At 49.5% G+C, this 24,145-nt stretch carries 23 protein-coding genes; 13 read left to right on the plus strand and 10 right to left on the minus strand.

Annotation, left to right across the window (positions count from 1 at the left end):
• Window positions 1–6: 6 nt before the first annotated feature.
• Complete coding sequence (locus K9N57_07635; GenBank protein ID MCF7804044.1) at window positions 7–822, minus strand: cytochrome c biogenesis protein; 816 nt, start codon at window positions 820–822, stop codon at window positions 7–9.
• 485 nt (window positions 823–1,307) lie between these two features.
• Here K9N57_07635 and asnA point away from each other — a divergent pair, with 485 nt between their 5' ends.
• On the plus strand, window positions 1,308–2,369 hold the full coding sequence (gene asnA, locus K9N57_07640) for an aspartate--ammonia ligase (protein ID MCF7804045.1): 1,062 nt from the start codon (window positions 1,308–1,310) through the stop codon (window positions 2,367–2,369).
• Window positions 2,370–2,659: 290 nt separating this feature from the next.
• Here the strand turns inward: asnA and K9N57_07645 are convergent, their stop codons facing one another.
• Window positions 2,660–3,532 (minus strand): aldo/keto reductase, encoded by an 873-nt coding sequence (locus K9N57_07645; protein MCF7804046.1) that lies wholly within the window; start codon window positions 3,530–3,532, stop codon window positions 2,660–2,662.
• A gap of 775 nt (window positions 3,533–4,307) precedes the next feature.
• On the opposite strand from K9N57_07645, the gene K9N57_07650 reads away from it, so the two are divergent.
• The 3 genes from K9N57_07650 to K9N57_07660 all read left to right on the plus strand — a co-directional run bounded on the left by K9N57_07650 (window position 4,308) and on the right by K9N57_07660 (window position 8,359).
• Window positions 4,308–5,366 carry a hypothetical protein gene (locus K9N57_07650; GenBank protein ID MCF7804047.1) on the plus strand — a complete coding sequence of 353 codons (1,059 nt, stop codon included), beginning with the start codon at window positions 4,308–4,310 and terminating at the stop codon, window positions 5,364–5,366.
• Between the two features lie 586 nt (window positions 5,367–5,952).
• Window positions 5,953–7,398, plus strand: a complete 1,446-nt coding sequence (locus tag K9N57_07655; protein MCF7804048.1) for a right-handed parallel beta-helix repeat-containing protein — start codon at window positions 5,953–5,955, stop codon at window positions 7,396–7,398.
• Window positions 7,289–8,359 (plus strand): T9SS type A sorting domain-containing protein, encoded by a 1,071-nt coding sequence (locus tag K9N57_07660; protein ID MCF7804049.1) that lies wholly within the window; start codon window positions 7,289–7,291, stop codon window positions 8,357–8,359. Before K9N57_07655 ends, K9N57_07660 begins: the two co-directional genes overlap by 110 nt.
• 393 nt (window positions 8,360–8,752) lie before the next feature.
• Here K9N57_07660 and K9N57_07665 read toward each other — a convergent pair whose 3' ends face one another.
• Complete coding sequence (locus K9N57_07665) at window positions 8,753–9,343, minus strand: ATP-dependent Clp protease proteolytic subunit (GenBank protein MCF7804050.1); 591 nt, start codon at window positions 9,341–9,343, stop codon at window positions 8,753–8,755.
• Between the two features lie 213 nt (window positions 9,344–9,556).
• Here K9N57_07665 and K9N57_07670 point away from each other — a divergent pair, with 213 nt between their 5' ends.
• From K9N57_07670 to K9N57_07685, 4 genes are all read left to right on the plus strand, one after another.
• Window positions 9,557–10,405 carry an SDR family oxidoreductase gene (locus tag K9N57_07670; protein MCF7804051.1) on the plus strand — a complete coding sequence of 283 codons (849 nt, stop codon included), beginning with the start codon at window positions 9,557–9,559 and terminating at the stop codon, window positions 10,403–10,405.
• Window positions 10,406–11,016: 611 nt separating this feature from the next.
• A complete protein-coding gene (locus tag K9N57_07675) occupies window positions 11,017–11,814 on the plus strand; it encodes an aminotransferase class I and II (GenBank protein ID MCF7804052.1) in 798 nt (265 codons plus the stop codon).
• On the plus strand, window positions 11,804–12,199 hold the full coding sequence (locus K9N57_07680; GenBank protein ID MCF7804053.1) for a DUF3037 domain-containing protein: 396 nt from the start codon (window positions 11,804–11,806) through the stop codon (window positions 12,197–12,199). Before K9N57_07675 ends, K9N57_07680 begins: the two co-directional genes overlap by 11 nt.
• Before the next feature lie 34 nt (window positions 12,200–12,233).
• Entirely contained in the window at window positions 12,234–12,521 is a 288-nt protein-coding gene (locus K9N57_07685) for a cytoplasmic protein (GenBank protein MCF7804054.1), read from the plus strand.
• A 3-nt stretch (window positions 12,522–12,524) separates the two neighbouring features.
• Here K9N57_07685 and K9N57_07690 read toward each other — a convergent pair whose 3' ends face one another.
• The 6 genes from K9N57_07690 to K9N57_07715 all read right to left on the minus strand — a co-directional run bounded on the left by K9N57_07690 (window position 12,525) and on the right by K9N57_07715 (window position 17,992).
• Window positions 12,525–12,866, minus strand: coding sequence for a P-II family nitrogen regulator (locus K9N57_07690; GenBank protein MCF7804055.1), 342 nt, complete (start codon window positions 12,864–12,866; stop codon window positions 12,525–12,527).
• A gap of 52 nt (window positions 12,867–12,918) precedes the next feature.
• Window positions 12,919–14,133: an ammonium transporter gene (locus K9N57_07695; GenBank protein MCF7804056.1), complete on the minus strand. Its 1,215-nt coding sequence runs from the start codon at window positions 14,131–14,133 to the stop codon at window positions 12,919–12,921.
• Between the two features lie 155 nt (window positions 14,134–14,288).
• Window positions 14,289–14,996: a hypothetical protein gene (locus tag K9N57_07700; protein ID MCF7804057.1), complete on the minus strand. Its 708-nt coding sequence runs from the start codon at window positions 14,994–14,996 to the stop codon at window positions 14,289–14,291.
• 752 nt (window positions 14,997–15,748) lie between these two features.
• Complete coding sequence (locus K9N57_07705) at window positions 15,749–16,066, minus strand: phosphotyrosine protein phosphatase (GenBank protein MCF7804058.1); 318 nt, start codon at window positions 16,064–16,066, stop codon at window positions 15,749–15,751.
• A 4-nt stretch (window positions 16,067–16,070) separates the two neighbouring features.
• Window positions 16,071–17,162, minus strand: coding sequence for an aldo/keto reductase (locus tag K9N57_07710; protein ID MCF7804059.1), 1,092 nt, complete (start codon window positions 17,160–17,162; stop codon window positions 16,071–16,073).
• 254 nt (window positions 17,163–17,416) lie between these two features.
• Window positions 17,417–17,992 (minus strand): thioredoxin family protein, encoded by a 576-nt coding sequence (locus K9N57_07715; GenBank protein ID MCF7804060.1) that lies wholly within the window; start codon window positions 17,990–17,992, stop codon window positions 17,417–17,419.
• Window positions 17,993–18,600: 608 nt separating this feature from the next.
• Between K9N57_07715 and K9N57_07720 the strand changes: the two genes are divergently transcribed.
• The 5 genes from K9N57_07720 to K9N57_07740 all read left to right on the plus strand — a co-directional run bounded on the left by K9N57_07720 (window position 18,601) and on the right by K9N57_07740 (window position 22,755).
• The gene (locus tag K9N57_07720; protein ID MCF7804061.1) at window positions 18,601–18,804 is read left to right on the plus strand and encodes a cold-shock protein; all 204 of its coding nucleotides are present in this window, start codon (window positions 18,601–18,603) and stop codon (window positions 18,802–18,804) included.
• 312 nt (window positions 18,805–19,116) lie between these two features.
• Window positions 19,117–19,362, plus strand: a complete 246-nt coding sequence (locus tag K9N57_07725) for a hypothetical protein (protein ID MCF7804062.1) — start codon at window positions 19,117–19,119, stop codon at window positions 19,360–19,362.
• 114 nt (window positions 19,363–19,476) lie between these two features.
• Window positions 19,477–19,998 carry a class IV adenylate cyclase gene (gene cyaB, locus K9N57_07730; GenBank protein MCF7804063.1) on the plus strand — a complete coding sequence of 174 codons (522 nt, stop codon included), beginning with the start codon at window positions 19,477–19,479 and terminating at the stop codon, window positions 19,996–19,998.
• A gap of 83 nt (window positions 19,999–20,081) precedes the next feature.
• Window positions 20,082–22,187, plus strand: coding sequence for a S9 family peptidase (locus K9N57_07735; protein MCF7804064.1), 2,106 nt, complete (start codon window positions 20,082–20,084; stop codon window positions 22,185–22,187).
• A gap of 16 nt (window positions 22,188–22,203) precedes the next feature.
• Window positions 22,204–22,755 (plus strand): GNAT family N-acetyltransferase, encoded by a 552-nt coding sequence (locus K9N57_07740; GenBank protein ID MCF7804065.1) that lies wholly within the window; start codon window positions 22,204–22,206, stop codon window positions 22,753–22,755.
• A 50-nt stretch (window positions 22,756–22,805) separates the two neighbouring features.
• On the opposite strand, the gene K9N57_07745 is transcribed toward K9N57_07740, so the two are convergent.
• Window positions 22,806–24,125 carry a pectate lyase gene (locus K9N57_07745; GenBank protein ID MCF7804066.1) on the minus strand — a complete coding sequence of 440 codons (1,320 nt, stop codon included), beginning with the start codon at window positions 24,123–24,125 and terminating at the stop codon, window positions 22,806–22,808.
• Between the last annotated feature and the right edge of the window lie 20 nt (window positions 24,126–24,145).

Below are 24,145 nucleotides of genomic sequence, written 5' to 3' on the forward strand. Positions count from 1 at the left end.
ATTTACTTAATAGAACTTGTGAAACGAGGTTAAAAAGTAGTTTACCACCGTCATCGAAATCACCACTGTGGTAAATCCCGTCAGTGAAACATAGGCGATGCGCTTCCCGCTCCAGCCCAGCCACCTCTTGCTGGCGATCACGAACCCGAAAATGGCCCAGGTAATCAATGCGAGCATAATTTTCCAGTCAAACACGATCAATTGCTCAAACGCAATTTTCGTCCAGACAGCCCCCAGGAAGATGGTGATGGTCAGGAATGTAAACCCCGCCGTCGCCGCCTTGGTGTTCATCGCATCCAACACTTCCAGGGAGGGGAGTTGATTATAAAACACACTAAACCGGCTACCCTTAATATCATAGAAAAGCAAAAGGTAGAGCAGTGCGTAGAGCGCAGAAATCGCGATACTGGAATATCCGAGAATGGCCGAACCGGTGTGAACACTGAACAGCGGTGACTGTAGGATAGGATTAATATCCGGGATAAATTCGATTGTTGCCGAAGATGCTACCTGAAAAATTGCCACGAGACCTATTACGAAAACCCCGGTCGTTTTGACGGACAAGATTGATTCAATCCAGAGATAAATGAGTGCCATAGCGAAGGCGATGACGGTCATCACTTCTGCCGGGGACGCCGTCGGAAAATGCTGATATGCGACCGTCCGCAGGGTGAGGTCCGCTGCATGGATCAAAAGCGTAACAATCAGGAGAGGCGTCAGATACCGTTCAACATCAACCTCATCAGCAAAAAAGTGGATGGCATACAGGATGGCGGTCGCCAAATAAAAAACGGGAAGCAGAATATTGAGCAGGTTTATCATTTTCGGTTCTCGCGGTTAGTATTCAGTCGTTAATATATTTACAATCTTCATGCCACCAGCGATGAAAAACACAACACCCTCCTGAAAGCGTTGTAATATAAGCGCTGATGAATTATGAGCAAAACCCTCTTATTCATTTATAATAAAATTCGGGAATGCGTTGTTTCAAAATGAAACTCCGTTTTTCAGAATGGAAGAACCGAAAAGGAATATGGGTATATGGTATAGGGGAAAACAGGGGGAGATTGAAGGTTGGAGATGGGAGACTGGATATTGGAAACTCGAAATTAGAAACTAGTCACTTGGAGTGTGACACTTAATATTATATTCTTTACAAAACGCAGAATATTCGGTTCATGACTTTTTATAACTTGAACACTTGAATACTTGAACACGATATCGCTGTTGTTTCGAACCCCGTTTTTTCATAGACTTTTGTTTCGTTTTGCAGGGATCTGAAAATATCAAACGGACGGGAGATGAATATGACCACGGAATCGGCGGACGACGGACGGCTGCATATTCCCAAAGATTACACATCTGCGCTAGATTTGCGGGCCACGGAAGAGGCCATCAAATTTATTAAAGATACGTTTCAGGAAAATATTGCTGAGGGACTGAGTCTCTCACGGATTTCCGCTCCGATTATGGTGCTGCAGGACACCGGAATCAATGATCATCTGAGCGGTACGGAAACACCGGTGACATTTGACGTTCCTGACATTCACCAGTCGGCAGAAATTGTACAATCATTGGCCAAGTGGAAGCGGCTGGCGCTGGCGGATTACGGATTTGAGCCGGGCGAGGGCCTCTATACGGATATGAACGCCATTCGTCCCGACGAGACACTGGATAACCTGCACTCCATCTACGTGGATCAGTGGGATTGGGAACTGGTGATGCACGAAAATGAGCGAACTGTGGAATTCCTGCAGGAGATCGTGCGGGAAATTTACGCTGAAATCGTCCGTACTGAGCGGAGAAATCACGAGGCGTATCCGGCTCTCAAAGAACCGTTTCTCCCGGACGAGATCACCTTTATTCACACCGAGGAACTCGCTCAGCGCTTTCCGAATATGTCACCGAAAGAACGGGAAATTGCCATATGTAAAAAGCATGGCGCGGTATTTCTCCGCGGAATCGGCGCCGATCTGGAACACAGCGGCCAGGCCCATGACAACCGGGCGGCGGATTACGACGACTGGACATCTGTTGGTGAGGACGGTCATCCCGGGCTGAACGGCGATATTCTGGTCTGGTATCCGGTGCTGAACCGGGCGTTTGAGATCTCTTCCATGGGTATTCGCGTCAATCCGGAATCACTGCGAACTCAACTGGAGTTAAAAGGCGAACTGGAGAAGCAGAATTTTTATTTCCACAAGCGGTTATTAAATGGCGAATTGCCGCAGACCATCGGCGGTGGCATTGGGCAGTCCCGGCTCTGTATGCTGATGCTGCGGAAGGCGCACGTGGGGGAAGTTCACGCCAGCATCTGGCCGGAGGAGATGCGAGTCACCTGTGAGAAGCACGGGATGCAACTGCTGTGAAAACCGGTATAAGGTAGAGGGGAAAAGCGTGTTTGTGCGTTAACTGTTATTGTAATCAAAACCTTCCTTTTGTATCAGAATCGGAAAGCAGGTCAACCGACGATATAAATTAGCCCCCCAATTTATTGTGGGGATGGGGATATTTGAAGTATGGAAAGTCCCTGCAGCGGCGATCGTAATTGGTGGAATTTATCCCAACGGATCCCCGGGCTAAAGCCCGGGGCTATTCATCCGTTCCTTAGGTGCGGATAACCTGAACACCCGAACACCTGAACACTCTAACACTTTCTTTACGCCGTCACCTTCGGAATCCGCTCGATTAAGTCGTCGAGTTCCTCTTTGGCCTCTATACCGATGGTGAAACAATCCACAAAATCGTGAGTCAGCGAGTAGCGCAAAGATTCGTCAATTCTATGAACGAGCCGACCGTCGCCGAGGAGCTTCATGCCGATGACACCCTTGCCGTTCCGCTTCATTTCTTCCAATACGGAGGCGACGGTTTCGGTATCCGCATCCATGCGGATGCCGAACGGGTTGATCCGCGCCAGATCCACCTCTACCCAGTCGGAACGCGCCGCCGTCTTCAGCGCCCGGAGCGTGTGACACGACACGCCGTGGGTACTGACGATCCCGTCCTGCTTGGCTTTTGCAATGACTTCCATGGCACCTTGCTTCTGCTGATCCCAATCCTCGTCGCGCATCATATGCAGCAGGAGAATGTCAATGTAATCGGTGCCGAGCTCCTTGCGAAACCGATCCAGGTCGGCTTTCATTTCTCTGGCTGAAGAAGCGTGGGTCTTGGTCAAAATCTGCACCTCTTCTCTGGGAACGTAATCCAGCGCCTCGTTGAGGTGCGGATGCGAACCGTACGCGTCCGCCGAATCCCAGAAGGTAATCCCGTTCTCGTAGCCGTGGCGCAGCAGGTCAGCCAGTCCGCTGATGCCGAGATCTCTGGTCTGCTCCGAACTCCCGCCAAATCCGGAGGTGCCGGTCCCGATAGCCAGCCGGCTCACTTCCACATCGCTGGGACCGAGTATAATCCGGTCATCGGCGTAGAGCGTTTTCTGCTCCGCCAAGATATCAGTTCCGGCAGCACCAAGTGCCAAGGTGCCGACGCCGCCCAGCGTTTTTCGAAGAAATTCCCGTCTATTTAGTTTGGTCATTGTTTTTCACCGTTCGTTTATTGATGCGTCCGAAAGAAGATAGAGGATCCCAACGAAAAAGAAAAATTCCGCAGTCGCCGATTCTTCCTTTGCCCATCAAAAACTCCGGTCTTCCATCATCGCTATCATTCCACTGGGCAACGCCTTGTTCGTCAGCTGACCTCGCCGAAGGTTATCCTTCGTTCATACACCTTTTCTCTTGATCTGAAAAAAAACAAATTTTTAAAAGCGATACAGTCACTACTGTCCGGTTATTGAAAATTTTGAGGTATAATCGAACGCTATATTATAGATATAAAAAAATGAAACTGTCGAATATTTTTCTTGCAAATCCATATAGGGGGGGGGGGGGGGGGGGGGGGTATCTTGCAATTGGTACAGTATAAATCTCGTTTTATAGTTTATGTGTTCTTTTTTTTAGGGGATCTGGTCGGAGAAGGTTTTTACAAAAATTAGCCCAGGGACCTCGATTGATGACTCCAAAATTTCACTAGCCATTCCGGGATTTCGCCCTTGAAAGACTTTACCTCTTGAAAGGGAGACATAATTCTTTTTAATCACTTAGAACAGAAGGCGCCGAATAATGCAAAACAGGACTAAAAAATTTTCCTTTTCCTAGATAAGGAGCCTTAGTTTTTATGTATATAAAACCTTACCTGTCATAGGAATGATCGGGTATTGTAACCAGAGGGATCTCTAGGAAAAGTTCCTGTACCTCTCAGCGCAGGGAGTTTATAGATACATCGATTCAAGTCATTCTTCATGAGGTGTAAAAATGTGTATTCCTCATTCTGTTACCGATGGCTTTTCATCCCTTATTGTCTTTCTCGCTTTTTTTATGGCAGGGTGTAATAATAATCCCGTCACCCCCAAAGACCTGGAACCCGGCCGCCGGGACTACATCTGGACCGTAGACACCCTAAATATGCCGATGAATTATATTGCATCAGTCTGGGGCGCCTCCCCCAATGATGTCTGGGCGGTGGGCGCCGGCGGCACCTATAAGGATCGATTGCTGCACTATGACGGGGAAGATTGGTCAACTTACACCAACGAACCCATCTGGTGCACCGGAAATGTCATCTTTGGTTTTAGTGAGGATGACATCTGGATGGGAGGAGGCGCGGGCTGGTTGGAGCACGGGGCGGGCATCTGGCATTATGATGGCGCCAAATGGTCGCAATATTATGTATACAATATCAAAAACTCCCCTATTATGTATGTACAAGATATTTGGGGGGCAGCACCCGATAATATTTATGCTTCTGGTTTGTTCGTTTTTAACGAAGATTCGACCGAAAATGCCTATGGATTTTTATTACACTTTAATGGAAAAAACTGGGAGGAGATTGCAAAGGCAGATTTTGAATCCCAATTTTTAACAGTCAGGGAAGAAAACGGTACCGTATATCTCTTTTCGAGTTCTTCGAGGGTTGATGGTAACTATCATTTCTATAAATTGGAAGAGAAAAAACTGGTACGGCTCTATTCAAACTCAGATGCTCGCGGTTTGTATAGTATAGATGGGAATGTATATTTCGTAATCGGCCAAGGTATCTTCAGGCATTTGAATGAGAAGTTTGTAGAACAACTATCTATTAACAATGAAAATTTTACTGGGCCCATTTATGGAAGAAACGAGGTTGACCTTTTCTTCGGTATGGTTGATGGACTTACCCACTATAACGGGACTGGAGTTGAGTACCTTTATACATCTCCACAAAAAAACATTACCTTGAGGAAAAATGCCGCCGTTTTTAAGAGAGAAGTATTTTTTTGTGCATTAAATAAAAACTTGAAAAATTTAGTATTCCATGGAGAACTAAAAGAATAAAGGAGATCCCACCGCCCTAAAAAAAAACAGGGAGCGGTGTTGCGACCACCGCCCCCTGTGACCGAATAGCTTTTTCAGGTTGGCGCCCTACTTAACAATCTGTCAGGATTGCTGTGGCTATTCGTGTTTCTAATAATAGGAATCTTTCATCCAATCGAAAAGGAATATTGCTATGAAAAAGTATCTGTTTTTGATTTTGAGCCTTGTATTACCGTTAAGTTACCTTATTGCTCAGCCACCATTAATTGGTACGATAACGGTTGAATGCTCGAAATATCAAGCAAAAGAGCGATACTGGTACAATCCTAATATACCAGAGGAGGAGACAATCTATTTAGCAGGTGACGAGTCGGTAGGAACTGATGAGGAACCTCCTTATGTCACAAATACGTATCGGGCACTATTCTATGCAAATTTCCCAATCCTTGATATTCCAACTAATGCAAATGTGACAGAAGTAAGAGTAAATTATTCAAATGATGGATCTAGTCAATATACCTTTACTCTAAGAGCGAGTGATTATGTTGAAGATGACCCGAATGATGATCCAGACACATACGATGAAGATGTGTGGAACGCTGCCGGTTTGGGACAAACAATTGAACAAGGGATTGGTTATGGGAGTGGTTCATTTATCTCTCCCGAAATTAAGAATAATATAAGTACCAATTTCCCCAACGAGGGATTTACTATCGGTGCTGTATCTGACGATGAGGGTGTGGATGGTTCTGAAGCAAATCTGGATATCGAACTCGTAGTGACCTATGAGTATGAAGGAGACCAGATCATTTCCCTTACTGCTAAGAACGATTTGGATGGGGAGGATGGTGCTCATATAGGGGTAGGATTCTATCCAAACGTCTCACCACAATCCAAACAAAGCCCATATGAATTCGATGCATATGTTACACAACGCATTCGATTAGAAGCGTATGATAACAATCCAGATGCTAGTGGCAAGCTCTGGTTCTTTAATGATACGGAGCACACGCAAGAAAAAAGCGAATGGAGAGATGAAAGTGGTGGTTCTGAATTTCTTTCTAGCTCTGCGTCATATACTACTGCTCCGCTGGCCACTGCCGATGACGGCGCTGTATATACCGCCTACCTGCGCACCACGGATTACACCACCAGCGGCACTATGACCGGAAATGAAACCTGGTGGACTCCGGTTACCGTGACTAATAATCTGACTATAGGCTCGGGCGTAACATTAACCGTAAAGGAAGGAACGACCGTCCAGGTGTCCAACGATAAAAAGATATCGGTCTACGGCACCCTGAATGCGGACGACGCCACCTTCACCGCCAGCACCAACGAATGGGACGGCATCGTGTTTGAGTCCACCGGCACCGGCGATATCGAATATTCGACCCTGAGCTATGCGAGCACAGCCGTTCAGTGTAATAGCACGTCGGCCATCCTCTTCGGCAACACCTTTCATCATAATGGGTACCATTTCAAGGGGATTGGACGAGGCTCGCTGACCACCATTTGGGAAAACGACTTGTCCAATGCAGATTATTATGCGATCTATTTAGATAATCATAGCGCCTGGATAGACGGTAACACTATCGATCTCACCAACGGCGCGGTGTATGGGCTTGCCATTTATAATAACTATTACAATCCGGGCGCGATTATTATCGAGAATAATAGTTTCGCCGGCGGCACCTGGACAAGTGGAATTCGGGTGATCAGCGGGACTGCCACCATTCAGGACAACGATATCTATAATACTGGTACGGGGCTTTTGTCCGACCGAATGTCCAATCCCAAGCTGCGGCTTAGCTCTAACGACGGCAAGAACGTGATCACTGATAACAGTACGGGAATTAGTGTTATGGAAAATGCCCTGATCGATATGGGCAGTGGTTACAATACCATTGCAGATAATTCGTCAAGGAATCTCCGCAATTACAATGAAAGCAATGAAATCAACGCAGTTTATAATTATTGGGGCGCGGATCCCCCCGCCGGCGAACAAATTCTATGGCGACATCGACTACAGTCCCTGGCTCGACGAAGATGAAACCAATCGGTACCCGCTGGGATTTCTCAAACCGACACAGCCCGTCTCGGTTGAGGAACCGGTCACCCTGCCGGAAAGCGGGAAGAGAGATGCAGACCAAGCCCTTCAAGACCAGTTCCAGCAGGCCCGTGCGCTGGAATATGAGAAGCGCACCGCCGAAGCGGTGTCAGCGTATACGACCGTCATTGCCATGAATCCGAATCATACGTTGGCGGTCCATGCCCTGCATCATCTCATTCTGTTAAAAAATCAGGCGCATCTGAGGGCCGGCGGAACCGCAGTCAGTCGATCCGTCCGGGACAGCTACCCGGACGCCACGGTAGCAGGCTGGGCCATGAACTATCAGCTCCAGCAAGCCCTCAACAGTGGGGACTATCAGACTGCGCTGGCGCTTGGTCAGCAGATCCGAACCAAATTTCCACGAACCTTGTTGGCCCGGGAATCCTTGCAGCAAACCTGGACGCTTCACCACTTTTTCCTCCAAGAGCCTGAGAAAGCCAGGGACATCATTGCGCAGTATGAACAACAATACGGAATGGATGAAGAGTTGTTATTCATGAAAATCGAAGCCAACCTGATTAGCAAAGAAGAAGCCGAAGCAATCCAGGTGGCGTTGATGCGAGGGATGGCGAAGCCGGGAACGACTCCAGGACGGGAAACTCCCGCGCAGGCAGCGCCAGCCACCTATTCGCTCTCCGAGAACTACCCGAACCCATTCAATCCGGCCACCACAATCCGATACGGGCTTCCGGAACAGAGTAGTGTCACGATACTGATATATGACCTGTCCGGCCGGTTGGTACGGGAGTTAGTAAATACGGATATTGATGCCGGGTACCATACAGTTGAATTTGATGGTAGCACGCTACCATCGGGCATTTATTTGTACCGAATGAATGTGCGCAGTCTCGAGAGCGACAAGCGGTTTACAAAAGTCGGCCGCATGATGTTGCTGAAATAACTACCGGTTTATACGTTGAACTTACCAAGCCCCGGCTCGTGGTGAGCCGGGGCTCTTGTTTGTATATTCGAAATTTCCCTTTCTTCAAATTTAGATCAGAAATAAGGTTAGTTTCGGCTGGGATTCCTTTACGTAGAGACATGACATGCAAAGGGTGTGTGAGAATATTGTGTCAAAAAAAATTCCAGCCGGCACCCCGCAATTCTCAAACAGTCAAAAATATACCTTATAAACCACTGATAATATTTGATGTAGAGACGTTCCATGGAACGTCTCTACTGGGAGGGTTATCTGATTATCACGCACAATTTCCCTCTTGATATTCTGTTTTACACAACCTCCATGGTGCGCCTCAACTCTACAAGATCCTTACAATATGTCAACCCATTGGAATTACGCACCCAAATCCTTCCGGTTGGTAACGACCTTGGAAATCAACCCATACTCCACCGCTTCATCCGGGCTCATCCAGTAATCCCGGTCGGTATCCTCTTTGACTTTTTCCAGGTCCTGGCCGGTCTCCTCGGAGATGAGTTTATTGATCTTCGTCCGCATCTTGTCGATCTCCTCGGCAAAGATCTCGATTTCGGTGGCCACGCCCTGCACGCCGCTCAGCGGCTGGTGGATCAGATAGTGGCTGTTGGGCAGACCGACTCGATGATCTGCCTCTGCGCCCAGCAGAATAATGGCGCCGGCGGAGGCGACCAGTCCCATGCCGATGGTATACACTTCCGGCTCCACGAAGCGGATCATATCCAGGATGGCAAACCCGGAGTCGGCGTCGCCGCCCTGGGAATCGATAAACACTTTGATTGGGTCATCGCCATTCGCCTCCAAAATTAGGAGCTGCCGCGCGAACCGCTCGGCCATCTCTTTGTTCACCTGCCCAGTCAGCAGAATACTCCGGGTGCCGAGCATCTTTTCCATCAGCACATTAGACTGCTTCTCGTCCTTGTCATTATCTTTGGAATGAATCGAGTGCATCATATTCATCATTACTCCCTTATCTGTTATATCAGTCATCTGTCAATTTTTCTCCGAAACACTAATTTATCCATTCAGCGCGAGGATTTCATCACCTGAGAAGAATTACTCCCAGCGAAGGAAAACAGCGTTTGGCTTTCCCTTTGTTGAATCTCCGTAATCTGAAATGTAAGCTAAAATCAATGATGAGGCGAATTCTATAATGGAGATCCTATGGAAAACAAACGCATACTGGTCACAGGCGCCACCTCGGGAATCGGTCGAGAGACAGTTCGGGGACTGGCGAAGAAGGGCGCTCAGATAATCGTTATGAGCCGGAATGAACAGAAATGCCGGGAAACCGTCGACGAGTTGAACGATACTACCGGCCGCTCAGATGCGGATTATTTTGTCGCCGATCTCTCGATCATGGACGATATCCGCAGCGCCGCAGAAAAATTTCAGGAGAAATACGATCGCCTGGATGTTCTCCTCAATAACGCCGGGGCCATATTTACCTCACGACAGGAGACACCGGACGGATACGAAAAAACCCTGGCGCTGAACCATCTGAACTACTTCCTGCTCACCAACCTGCTGCTGGATACGCTCCGGGACAGCGCTCCCAGCCGGATTGTCAATGTCGCCTCCGGTGCGCATTACGGCAACGACATCGACTTTGACGATCTCCAGCGCGAACAATCCTACAGCGGATACAAAGTCTATGGCGAGTCCAAACTGATGAATATCCTGTTCACCTACGAACTGGATCGCCGGCTGGACACCGACGACGTGACGGCCAACGCGCTGCACCCGGGATTCGTCGCATCCAATTTCGGACACAATAACAGCCTCCCGGTACGAATACTGATGTCCCTGACGCAACTCTTCGCCCGCAGCGAGAAAAAGGGCGCCGAAACCAGCATCTATCTCGCCTCCTCTCCTGATGTGGAAGGTGTCTCCGGAAAGTACTTCTCTGATAAAAAACCGAAGGAGTCCTCGCCTCAATCCTACGATGAAAAAACCGCACGGCGACTGTGGGAGGTAAGCGAGGAGCTTGTCGGGCTGGAGATGACGATTTAATGAAGATTGAGGAAGGGAAAAAATCGGAGTCCGGAAAGGGTAAAACGGTATATGGTTATAGGGTATAAAGGTATAAGGGTATAACACATTATCCTTGATGTTGTATCCTAATTTTAGCCTCGAATGATGTGATAAGACTGGATGAAGAATGAAAATGGAAAAGGGTGAAAAGGCGAGTCATGATCATTTGAAGGGGTAGAAATTGAGTCCCGCAGGGACGCTCTGCTATCAGCCCACCAATTTATTGGTGGGAAAACAAATGCCTAAAAATTCAGACAAATCCCGGCAGGGATGACTGAACGGATACATAAATATCCAACCGATGAATCCGGATAACAGATGTTTGTTGTCCGTCGTTAGTGGTTCGTTGTGAGTGGGTAGTTGGATAAAACTCGCGGGATTCCCCGGTGAATTTTTCACGAATTTTACGACCAACAACGAACCACCAACGACGAACAACCCCGCTAAAGCGGTAACTACCAACCAAATTGTAGTTCCCCTTCTCCTTTCTCCCGGAATTATCAATGTGACCATTTTTACGGCTCAACGTTAACCCCCCGTAAAATTTCCCATGCATTCCATACGGTGAATTCCCTACATTTACCCCAATTATGACAATTTCCACAAAAACGGACATCCATATCCCAACCGTCACCGCCATGCGGTACCATACGCCGTTGCGGCAGGGCGGTTCGCTGCCGGCGGTGGTGGAGTGCGACGACAATAATCTGTACGTCATGAAGTTCGTCGGTGCGGGACAGGGTCCCAAGGCGTTGATCGCGGAGCTGGTTGCAGGGGAGATCGCTCGTGCGCTGGAGTTGAATGTACCGGAGCTGGTTTTCATTGAGCTGGAGCCGGAACTGGCGCCATCCGAGCCGGATCCGGAAATTCACGATCTCCTGGACGCTAGCGTGGGACTCAATCTCGGGATGCGGTTTCTCCCGGAGGCGTTTGAGTACAGTGCGCTCAGAAAAAATCGACCGGATTCGGAATACGCCTCCAAAATCGTCTGGTTCGACGCGTACGTGTTTAATATGGATCGAACGCCGAGAAATGTAAACATGCTCATCTGGCAAGATGATCTCTGGTTGATTGACCACGGTGCCGCGCTGTATTTTCACCATAACTGGCCGGGATACGAGAAATATATCACATCGCCGTTTGACCGAATTCAGGATCATGTCCTTCTACCGTTTGCGGAAAACATACCGGCTGTTGACGCCGGGATGCGCGAAATCCTGACCGATTCACTCTTGCGCTCCATTACGGCACAGATACCGGACGCATGGCTTGCGAACGACACCTTTTTCGAAACGCCGGATGAATATCGCTCCGCCTATTCGAATTTTCTGATACAACGTCGGGACCAATCGGAAATTTTTGTGAATGAGGCCAGTGATGCCCGATAAGCATCCGTACAATTATGCCGTCATCCGGGTAGTACCACATGTGGAACGGGAGGAGTTTGTCAATGCCGGGGTGATTCTGTTCTGCAAGGCGAAGCGCTTTCTCCGGGCAAAGATCTGTGCGGATTACCGGAGGATCAAAGCGTTAGCACCTTCTCTGGACGAAAAGGAAGTCCGGGAACAGCTAGAGCTCATTCCAAGGATTTGTGCCGGCGGAGACTCCGCGGGTTCTATTGGACGCGAAAGTCAGTCAGAGCGTTTCCACTGGCTGACAGCCCCACGGAGTACCATTATTCAGACTTCCCCGGTACATGCCGGACTCTGCTCCAATCCTGAGACAGAACTCAACGACCTGTTCGACCAATTGGTAACGGTGTCACCGAACTGACGTGACAGCACAAATAATATTTTTTAAGTATTGAATGTTGTTCGAAACTATCCAGGTCGAAACGTACAGCGGTTATAAAGCAGATGAGCGCCCCACTTCCTTTATTTTGCAGGGAGAAGCCTACACAATCAGCGAAATTGAGGATCGCTGGTATGAGGGGGGCAGGAGAGCAGGACGCCCGACTCTGCGATATTTTAAGGTGCGAACCACTTCCGATCACCGATTTTTACTCCGGTATGACCCCGGCCGGGACGTCTGGGGAGCCCGAATACACGGACAACAGTCCTCAGACAACGGCCGGAGCTCCCGGAGGGAGAAGTAACCACTATTCGATAGCGGACTTGCCGGATTCTTTCGTCCGGATCCGGATGCTGTCGTCCACATCGTAGATAAAGACCTTGCCGTCGCCGACATTCCCGGTTGAGGCGTGCTCAATCAGGGTTTCCACGATATCTCGATACTGTTCTTCGGTGGCAACGATCTCGATTTTTATCTTTGGCAGGAATTCGATGTGATATTCGCTGCCGCGGTAAAGTTCCGTCTGACCGCGCTGGCGCCCGAATCCTTTCACCTCACTAATGGTCATCCCGTGGATACCAATCTCCGCCAGCGCCTCGCGGACTTCGTCCAGCTTAAACGGTTTGATGATAGCTTCTATTTTTTTCATGCATTACACTCCTCTTGCAGTCATTTCATGTGGTAAAAATTTCATCGACCGGTTATTTATCCTGTAAGATCTGAAACTGTGGGTAGGCTTCCATCCCGTGCTCGCCTACATCCAGGCCTTCGCGTTCTTCGTCCTCCCCGACACGGAGTCCCATACTCATTTTAATGCCAAGGAAAAAGAGGTAGGCCAGTCCAAAGGAAAAGACACCGTAAGCAATCACCCCCACGAACTGCATGCCCAGTTGTCCGATTCCAGCCATATCACCAAAAATGCCAACCGCCAGGGTACCCCAGATCCCGCACACCAGATGCACTGAGACGGCACCCACGGGATCGTCGATTTGAATCTTGTCGAAGAACACCACTGAGAACACCACAATCGCTCCGGCGATGAGCCCAATTATTATGGCCGAACCCATCCACATCTGATCCGCGCCGGCGGTGATGCCTACCAGCCCGGCCAGTATGCCGTTCAACGCCATAGACAGATCGGGCTTTTTGCTGACGAACCAGGACGTAAACATGGCGCCCAGGCCTCCTGCGGCGGCCGCGATGCTGGTGGTCATCAGGGTACGCGACACGGCGGCCGCGTCGGCGCTTAGCACCGAGCCCCCGTTGAATCCGAACCAGCCCAGCCACAGCAAGAAGACGCCGATGGCGGCCAGGGGCATATTGTGACCGGGAATAGGCCTGATGCGACCCTTCACGTATTTACCCAGGCGGGGTCCCAGCAGCATTGCGCCGGCGAGTGCTCCCCAACCTCCCACGCTGTGTACCAGGGTGGATCCCGCGAAGTCATAGAAGCCCAGGGCATCTAACCAGCCTCCGCCCCACTTCCACGAACCGGCGATGGTGTAGACCAGTGAGACGTACAAGGTGGTGAAGACCATGAAACTGGACAGTTTGATACGTCCGGCCACCGCCCCGGACACGATGGTACCGGCTGTGGCGGCAAACATGGCCTGGAACAGGAAATCCGTGTAATAGGTATAGCCTGTACTATATGCCGAAGTGCCCCCGCCCGCCGGAAGTGGAATTCCCAAACCGGCGATCCCTATAATTCCATTGAATTCGCCGGGATACATGAGGTTAAACCCAACGAGAGCGTAGGTAATTATCCCCGCACACACGATGAAGGTGTTCTTAAACAGGATGTTGACCGTGTTTTTGGACTGGGTTAATCCCGATTCCAGGGTGGCGAATCCCAGGTGCATGATAAACACCAGGGCCGACGCAATTATTATCCAGAGGTTGTTTACGGTGAACATTTCCAAAGAAACATCACCTTCGCCGGCCCATACAGGCCCGGCGGCCAGGAGCAGTATCAGTCCGAAGACCTTTCCAAAGAATGATATATCCGTTTTTGTTTTCAATTGATTCCTCCGTTTGCTTCGTACTTTAGTGTCACCAACGTTATTGATTCCTACAGACTCAAACCGAAATACAGCCAGTTCACCTCCATGTCCGGATTGATGACATAACTTGCGAAATAGGATCCCCTGGACGCAGAGAGTCCGACCTGGACCGGCGCAAACTCACCATCTGTGGTGTAGACGCCGTTTCCGAGGCCAACCACCAGTCCGGATGACACATCGCCTTCTTCATAGAAATCGTAGGAACCTTCGATATAGATGGAGTTATCATCGTCACCGAAGACGTTCACACCGGCGGCGACCCCGAAATCACCGAACGCTCCGGAGCCGAGGACTTCAACAATGTGTCCAGTTGCATCCGGATCGAATTCGAAGAATCCGTAGGTGCCGTCCGCCCCCGGCAGTGCCGGGAAAAAGTAATCCGTCAGCGTGACACCGAAATCGCCAACCCTGTAACTCGCATACAGATCGTTCTCATTTGCTCCCGGCGACGACAGACTCCAGGATGACCAGGCGCCAACTTCGAGGTTGCCTGCAGCGTAGCCAATCCACGGCTGGACGGCGGCGCTGCTTCCGAAATCCACACCGCGCCAGACGTACCGGCTCACCACGTCCGCGCCGAGATCCAGCTGGGCAGACACACTATTTGCGCTGAACATCACTGCCAGCGCCAATAATACACCTGCCCATGGACGGCCAGACCGGATTCCGCCGGTTCTTCTATTTGTTGACTCTGTTGATGGTTTCTGTTCTTTCATCTTGTCTCTCCTTTTTTTATAGTGCCAGATGTTGGTCGTGTATCCCACTGAATTAATGGAACAACAGAAACTTAAACGGCGGATATTTTACCGTTTAAAGCAAAATAACCGCCAAAAAGTTATTATCAGCTTTCAAAGTGCCATTATAACTGACAAAACATCCGTTTATTGAGCGGTTTTTTCATCAGTCGCCAAAAAACTACTTTCCAAAAATTTACTAGTCAAGCTTTTTTCGATAAAAAAAGACCATATGAATACTATTTACATATAACTATGGACAATTATTAATAATAATGATGTATTAATGGACAAATGACATTCCATTGTACGAGAAACATATTATTGCATAGAATGAAACGGTATTGGGTGCTACAGAGGAGGTTTTAAATGCGATACCTGATAAAAGAGTGAGTTACCTATTGAACTGAATCAGTAGTGACCCATTAAATTTTCATTAATTGGTATAACATACTGATATAAAGTAACTTATAAAGAATAGATCATTTTTCGATTCGAAATCCAAATCAGTCTTTTACCGACTGTAAGTTCAATATTATCAATAAATATATTTTTCATTTTTTGCTTAACGAGACAGTAGTGGAACTGAATAATAATTATAAACCGGAGGAGGGAAACTAATATCCGGTAGACAACAAACAACTAACCACGAACAACGAACTAAAAACAACCGCTAAAGCGGTGACAACCAGCAGGAACAACGTGTTTACTTGCACGCTGATTCTTACCAAAACTCAGTCTAAATACGGCTCCACTTTCTCTTTGAGCAGAGATTTGAGTTCCGGATCGTCGCGGAGGTAGATATCAGGGATGCCGAGCATGTGGACTTTTAGGTCCGGGTAGATGTCCGGGAACTGCTGCTTCAGGAATTGCCGGTGGCGCTCTTCCATCACAAAAACCTGATCCGCCCAGCGAAGTTTTTCAGGTGTGACCGCATCCTGCCCGGTCGCAATCATACCGACATAATCCGTGGAATACCCCATGTCGCGGAAGAGCGCAGCCCCGGTGGGACTGCGCTGCATAGCCGCGGTGCACATAAACAGAAGATTCATCACTCTAAGAATCGAACTCTTGTTTCTTAAACCGGAGATCTTCCCAGGCTTCGTCACGCTCATACATCTCCGGATTCAGCACCTTGTTCCGCGGATCCTCGCCTTCGTTGAGCTGGCGCACCATCCACTTGGGATACGGTGTTCTTGTATCGGATACATCATCAAGGAGCCGCAAATCCTCGTCGGTCAGTTCCAGATCCACGGATTTGATATTGTCTTCCAGATGATCCAACGTCCGCGCCGCAATAAGTACGCTGCTTACAGCCGGACGCGAAAGCGTCCACGCCAGCGCGACCCGTGCCGGACTTGCATTGTGGCGTTTTCCGACCGTTCGGAGCGCATCGATGATCTCAAATCCCTGCTCCGAATCCAGCGGCACGAATTGTCCTGCATCGGCAAACCGGGAATTTTCCGGCGGCGGATTGTCGCGATCGTACTTTCCGGTTAGAAATCCGCCGGCCAGGGGACTCCAAGCGAGAATCCCGAGGTCGTGATATTCTGCCAGAGAAATAAATTCGGTCTCCAGTCCGCGTCCTGCCAGACTGTAGTACATCTGCGCGGTGACGAATTTTTCCAGGCCCTCCTTTTCCTGGATGCCCAGCGCCGTCGCCGCCTGCCAGGCGAGATAGTTACTGAGCCCGATATACCGCACCTTCCCCTGGCGCACCAGATCATCCAGGGTTCGGAGCGTCTCCTCCAGCGGAGTATGGTAATCCCATCCGTGCATCTGGTAGAGATCGATGTAATCGGTCTGCAGCCGCTTCAGGCTGGCGTTAATCTCCCGCATAATGTTAACGCGAGTGGCGCCGCTGTGGTTAAAATTTTCGTCGCTCATGGGCAGACGAGCTTTGGTCGCCAGCACCAGGTCCTCGCGCTTTCCTTTAATAGCATTTCCTACCAGTGTCTCGCTCTCACCGCGACTGTAGACGTCGGCAGTATCGATAAAATTGATGCCGTGGTCCAGGGCGAAGTCAACCATCTCGTTGGTCTCTTTTTGACCGAGATTTCCCACGTTCATCCCTTTGCCAAATTGCATGGTGCCGAGACCCACTTCGCTAACGATGAGGCCCGTGTTGCCAAGTTTCCGATACTTCATAATTATACCTCCTTTAGATAGAAGAATAGCACGCAGATGAACGCAGAAACAACGGATCGCAGATAAAGAAATAAACTTAAGCCGCCAAGATACGCGAATTGACACGAATAAAAACACCAATTAATTGTATCATTTTTTACAAAGAGTTTTCTTGGCGGTTATTGGCGTTTCTTCGCGGCCTTCTGGCTTTTAGCTGTTTTTAAATCTGCGGATATCTGCTTAATCAGCGTCATCTGCGTGCTATTTCATCGTATTTACCCGAAGTACTCCGGAGCGTTACCGGGCTTCCACTTGATATTGCAGCCGACCGACGGGGCTTGCTCTTCCGGAATCCCCTCACCGGCCAGCATCTTGTTCACAGCCGCCGTGAGGTCCGCTCCGGTCGGCTCCACGCCGTTCCCGGGACGGCTGTCATCGAACTGTCCCCGGTAAACCAGTTCATGATCCGGGTTAAAAAGATAGATATCCGGGGTGCAGGCCGCCCTATATGCTTTTGCCACTTCCTGGGATTCGTCGTAGAGATACGGAAAATCCAGGTCGTGTTTTTCGGCGAATTGCTTCATCTTCTCTGGCGAGTCGTCAGGGTATTCTTCGACATTATTGGAGCTGATCCCGACTACGTGCACGCCATTTTCCCGATACTCTTTGGTGCGCTCCGAAAGTTTCTCAACAATATTTTTTACATAGGGACAGTGATTGCACATAAAAATCACCAACACCGGATCACCCTCAAATTCATCACTTGAGACTGTGTTGCCCTCATAATCCGGAAGCTCAAAGGGCGGCAGTTTCGTGCCCAACTTCAACATGGTTGATGGTACGGATGTCATACTTTCCCTCCTTCATCTTCAAGTTTCATCTCACTTCAACTTTTAAAGCTTCGAATTTTTTGTGTCAAATGCAATTCTCCTAACTGCCGTGTTATCGAGTTCATGTGTTTCCCAGGGGGATCCCTTTGGGGCAAGTGGTTAAATAAAACCAATGATTTTCCTTAGCCCCGTGCGAATACATTGCGTATCGCAACTTACGTAACAAAAATGTTCTTCGTCGGTTAGTCGGTTATTAGTTGTTAGAGAAAAATTGCTACCTGGAATATACCGTCTACTGAGGCCCCCCGACATTCATTCCACATCAAACAAAGAACCACCTACAACAAACATATTTTCGGTCTCCGGCCTCCGTCCCCTTGGTTTCTATATCTAACAATTGGCGTTCATACCCGTTTATTTGCGTAATTGTGGTCCAATTTTCACCGATTTGATAAAAAACAACCCATTTCGCTTGACAAAGCCACGGAGTTATGGTATTCTTGCGTTGCAAGTGGCAGTAGTAGTTCGAAAGAAAGAAGTTCCGCATTCCGGAATTATGTTTTTGATTAGAAGCTCTGCCCGAAATAAGAGACACAACGCAACAAACAAAGGAGTTACCAATGGCAGAGCTGACAGAAGGCACTGTAAAATGGTTTAACAATGACAAAGGCTTCGGCTTTATCGAACGCGAAGAAGGCGACGACGTCTTCGTGCATTATAGCGCGATCGAAGGTTCGGGTTTTAAATCGCTGAACGAAGGCGACCGGGTCGAATTCAAAGAGACCTCCGGACAAAAAGGCCCACAGGCTGAAAACGTACGGATTGTTCAGTAACGAATAATCCAGACGTAATCTATCAAACGCCCCCGGGGAAAACCCCGGGGGCGTTTTTTATTTACACGCACCTAAAAAAACACAACTCACCCCTTAATCCCCTCTCTTCAAAGAGAAGGGAAACAGAACTTTATTCAACCCGCGTCCCCTTTCTCTTTGGAAAAGAAAGGAGACAGGTGATTGAGCGGTATTCCGTCTGTTTTTCCTTTTAACCTTATACCAAATTCCCCCCTATACCTCTTTCTGTTCTCAATTGACTTTTCTACCGGAAATCATCACATTCAGTAAAGTGAACTAATCCCAGAGAAGTATATGAGCAAACGCCCCCAACAAGGTGAAACGCCGGAAGGATTTTATCTTCGGACAAACCGCTGCATCCTTGATCCAACCGACGGCGAATGTCCAAAAGCCGTGATGGTCAATGGCCGGTTGTTTTGCGGTGTTGTTAGTATTCCGGTCATGTATCTTGATGACCTGTGTGGTGTTCTCTGGCGTGATGAGCCGCTTGAACAACACCTGGAGAAATACCAGGAATCGGATCTACGGGTTCCGGTATAATTCGCTTTCCTTACATACTATTATACAAAGAACTCTAAAAAAATCGGCCGGTTACATCCGTCTTCCCAATTTTTCAGTGACGAGTAGGCCGCAATCGTGTAAATTTAGTCTCCTATGCCCTCCAATATCGAAATAAAAGCGCATATCAGGGACACCGGGTCCCTCGAAAGGAAACTCAGGGAACTGGTGGGCGACCCGGTGAGTAAATTCACGCAGAAGGATACCTTTTTTAACGCACCATACGGCCGGCTGAAACTTAGGGAATCCCCGGATTCTCCCCCGGAATTGATCTATTACGAACGGGATGACACGCCCGATCCGACAGAATCCAGATACAATAGAATGGCTTTGAGTGAAATGAATTATTTCGCGGAAATCCTCTCCGCCTCACTGGGCATCCGGGGGGTCGTGGAGAAAAAACGGAAGCTCTATCAGTACAAAAACACACGGATTCATCTGGATACCGTAGAAGATCTCGGCACATTTGTGGAGCTGGAAGTCGAACTCACGGATAACCTGTCCCGGGAAGAGGGACATCAAATGGCCTCCCAGCTGATGGCTTCTCTGGGAATACAGGAAACGGACCTTATCGACAAAGCCTATATTGATTTGCTTGAAGAACGCCAGAAACAATAAAGTCAGACTGAACGACGCCTTGGAGTTCGATCAATACACCGTAAATTATCGTAAGTATCAGACATAGCGTTGAGGAGTTTATAATGCAAAAACGGTTCTTATCCTTTTTTCTGCTGATAATTTTTGCCCTTCCGTTATCAGGCCAGCAGCGAGCGTTTACTTTGGACGACTATTACCGGGTCAAATCTGTGGGTGGTCCCCAAGTGGCCCCGGACGGGGAAATACTGGCGTTCACCATGACGGTCTACGACCTCCCGCAAAGTGAGAAGGAGACCCAGATCTGGCTCGTGAACGCAGACGGCAGCAATCCCAGGCAACTTACCGATATTGAGGAAAACGCCTCACGTCCACGCTGGCACCCCGATGGAGACGAATTATTGTTTGTTTCCAAAGATACGGTCACCGAAAAATCGCAGGCATTTTCTATCACCATCGATTCCAAAGAAGTGAAACAGCTGACGAGTTTCAGCATGGGTGTTGATAACCCTCGCTGGAGCCCCGACGGACAATACCTGGTATTCTCTTCCAGAGTCTTCCCTGAAGCCGGCGCTGATTCAGAACAGAATAAAGCACTCCAGGAGGATACGGATGCCGGCCCGGTAAAAGCGCACTATGCCGATAACCTCCTGTACAGGCATTGGACCTATTTTAAGGATGGAAAGCGTCGTCACCTGTTTTCCAAAGATCTCACGAGCGGCGAACTGGTGGATCTAACGCCAGGCGATCGGGAATCTCCCCGGTTTGACCTGGGTGGTGGTCCCGGATTCGACATCTCTCCGGACAGCAAAGAGGTGGTATTCGTTTCCAATCCGGACAGCGTGCCTGCCGCCTCCACCAATGGTGACCTCTGGACAGTCCCGATCGCCGGCGGAAAACTCACGAATCTTACCAAAGATAATCCGGCCTTCGACGGCCATCCGCGCTATTCTCCGGATGGCAAATACATTGGGTATACCATGCAGCGGCAGCCGGGATACGAATCCGATCTTATGCGGCTTGCGCTCTATAACCGGAAAACCGGCGAACGCCGGGTGCTCACCGAAAATTTCCGCAACAATATTTCTGATTTCCAGTGGACACCGGACTCGAAGACCATTTACTTCGATTCTCCTTTTCAGGGTTATTATCCCCTCCGGCAGCTGTCAATTCATTCCGGAGATATCGAAATGGTTGTCCCGGAGGTGTACACCCGGGGATTCGACATGGGCCCGGACGGGAAAACCATCTTCTTCGGCCACACCGCCGTTGATATGCCGACTGAGATCTTTTCGGTGCGCTCGGACGAGAGCCGTCAGACCCAGTTAACGCACTTCAATAAGGACCTGCTGAAAGAGGTGGATTTTCGTCCGGTGGAATCCACCTGGGTGGAAAGCACTGACGGGAAGAAAATTCAGGTATTTATTGTGAAGCCGCACAATTTTGATCCGGACAAAAATTACCCGCTTATCCTGAATGTGCACGGCGGCCCGCAGGGAATGTTCGGGAACAGCTTTCGCGGCGATTACCAGATGTATCCCGGCGCCGGCTACGTGTTGGCTTTCAGCAATCCACGGGGTTCCACCGGATACGGGCACGAATTCACCGCTCAGATCTCTGGAGACTGGGGTGGACAGGTCTTTGAAGATCTGATGGCGGTCAGCGATTATCTGGAGAGCCTGCCGTATGTAGATGCCGACCGAATGGGCGCCATGGGATGGTCGTACGGCGGCTACATGATGAACTGGTTTGAGGGACACACCGACCGCTTCAAGGCACTCGTCTCCATGATGGGCGTGTACGATCTCCGATCGTTTTACGGCGCGACTGAAGAGCTCTGGTTTCCGGAGTGGGACCTTGGCGGCCAGCCCTGGAATTCGGGGCAGTACGAAAAATGGTCCCCATCCAGTTATGTCGAAAATTTCAGCACACCGTGCCTGGTCATCACCGGGAAAAAGGATTTTCGCGTCCCGTATACCCAAAGCTTACAACTGTTCACCGACCTCCGGAAGATGGGAGTCAAATCCGAACTCATCGTCTTCGAAAATGACGGACACTGGCCGGACCGGCTCAAATCCATGCCCTTCTACTATAATGCGCACCTCTACTGGTTTCATAAATACCTCGGCGGCGATCCGGCGCCGTACGATATGACCGATATGTGGCGAAACCAGATATTACAATGGGGCGCCGAAGATTCCAGCGACGAATAAAAAACCGGCCGCTGGGATGAGTCCCCATCGAACGTTCACGGAAAACCGCATCAAGATCCGCCCGTACCGGGAGGACGATCTTAAAAAACTGTACGAGGCAGCCAAAGAATCAGTCGAGGAGGTGTATCCCTGGCTGCCGTGGTGCCATCCGGCCTATTCCAAAGAAGACAGTGAAGCATGGATTGATCACGCGACGCAGTCCTGGGAGGATAAAACGGAATTCAACTTCGCGATATTTGCGGAGGATGAGAGTCGATTGCTTGGGGGCGTGGGACTGAATCAGATCGATCAGCCGCATAAAGTGGCAAATCTCGGATATTGGGTGCGAAGTTCGGCCACCGGGCAGAGTATTGCGACGACCGCCTCATTAATGACAGCCCGGTTCGCCTTTGAGGAATTGGAATTCAACCGGATCGAAATCGTGATGTCTGTAGATAACGTGGCCAGTCAGCAGGTTGCCGAAAAGATAGGCGCTACGAAAGAAGCCCGGCTCCGGAATAGACTGGAGTTACATGACGAGCTTCATGACGCATTTCTCTATGCACTCCTGCCGGAGGATATGATATAAAAGTTGATATTTGAGAGAATATCCACTGATCTACAGCCTGATTCTCCTTGTTAATCCGTCCAACCTGAATCCACCAGACTGTTCAGATATTTTTCCAGCATGGTATATCCATCGGGTGCGACATTGTTCCGGTCACTGGCATCTTTGGGATCAAGCCCGTTCTTCTTTTCCCAACTATCGGGCATGCCATCACGATCAGTATCGGTTGGTGCTGGCTGGCTCTGTAAATCCGGCCAACCGCCGACTTCGCTATGGCTGTCGATGATATTTCCCGAGTGGTTTTGGACATGCACAACAATACGTGAGTCCACAGCATCACGATTCGGGATACTTGCACCACCATGGGTAAGCACTTTTTCAAATGCCCTCTGTGGATCATCGGTTGCTATTGTTCCCGCTGAGAACGGCTGATTCTGTTTGTACGCGTCAATCTGCTCTTGACTCCAGTCGGCACCGAACCTCACCACCTCCCACCGGTTGCTCGGTTTCTCGTAGTCATAGTAGTTGTTTTGGAAGTACGCCTTGTTGAACGGCGAACCGGTCTGATAGGCAATACCGTTGTTTTCGGAATTGGCGCCGGGAATTAAATAATTTCCAACGTAGTTCAGTTTGGTAATACTTTCCGAATCGGCATTGTAGCCGGCATGCGCCCCTCCCCAGTTGTATATGACGTTATTGCGAAAATCGAGCAGGAGGCCGTCCGGATCTTCCTGGCGGGGATTCCTGTCGTAGTTGCCGGGACGGGGGTTGCGTCCCCGGTTATGGGCGTAGAGGTTATGATGGTAACTGTACCGGGCTCCCCCGGTTCCCCGGATGAGTGAACCGAAACCGTGGTTTTCGAAATTCAGCGCCTCGGTGATAAAACACCATTGCACGGTCACGTCGGTCAGATCAGGGTCGCCGGTCGAGGCCGAGAGGACCTCGTCGGTACTCCAGCTGGCGGAGCAATGATCGACTATGATATCATGGCCTTCAGAAATGGAAATCGCATCGCCTCGCTCCCCTTGGTCACCAAGCCTGGATCGGAGGTAACGAATCACCACGTCATGGGTGCTTATTTCGAGTGGGGCGTCCCGGAGACAGATGCCGTCGCCGGGAGCCGTTTGCCCCGCAATGGTGATATACGGATTTTCAATGGAAATCTCGCCTTCAAGGATAATCGTTCCCGATACATCAAAGACAACCGTACGAGGACCTTCCTGCTGGATCGCCCACCGTAAGCTTCCCTTTCCATCATCGGTGAGGTTGGTTACGTGGAGTACACGGCCATCACGACCGCCCTGCGCAAAGGCGCCAAATCCTTCCGCGCCGGGGAACGCTTTTATCTTCTGCTCAACCTGCTGTGTATCTTCTTTCGCACCTGATGAAATACGTGGTTGCGCGGGTAAGA

The organism is Candidatus Neomarinimicrobiota bacterium, from assembly GCA_021734025.1.
Taxonomy (GTDB): Bacteria; Fidelibacterota; JAANXI01; order JAANXI01; family JAANXI01; genus JAANXI01.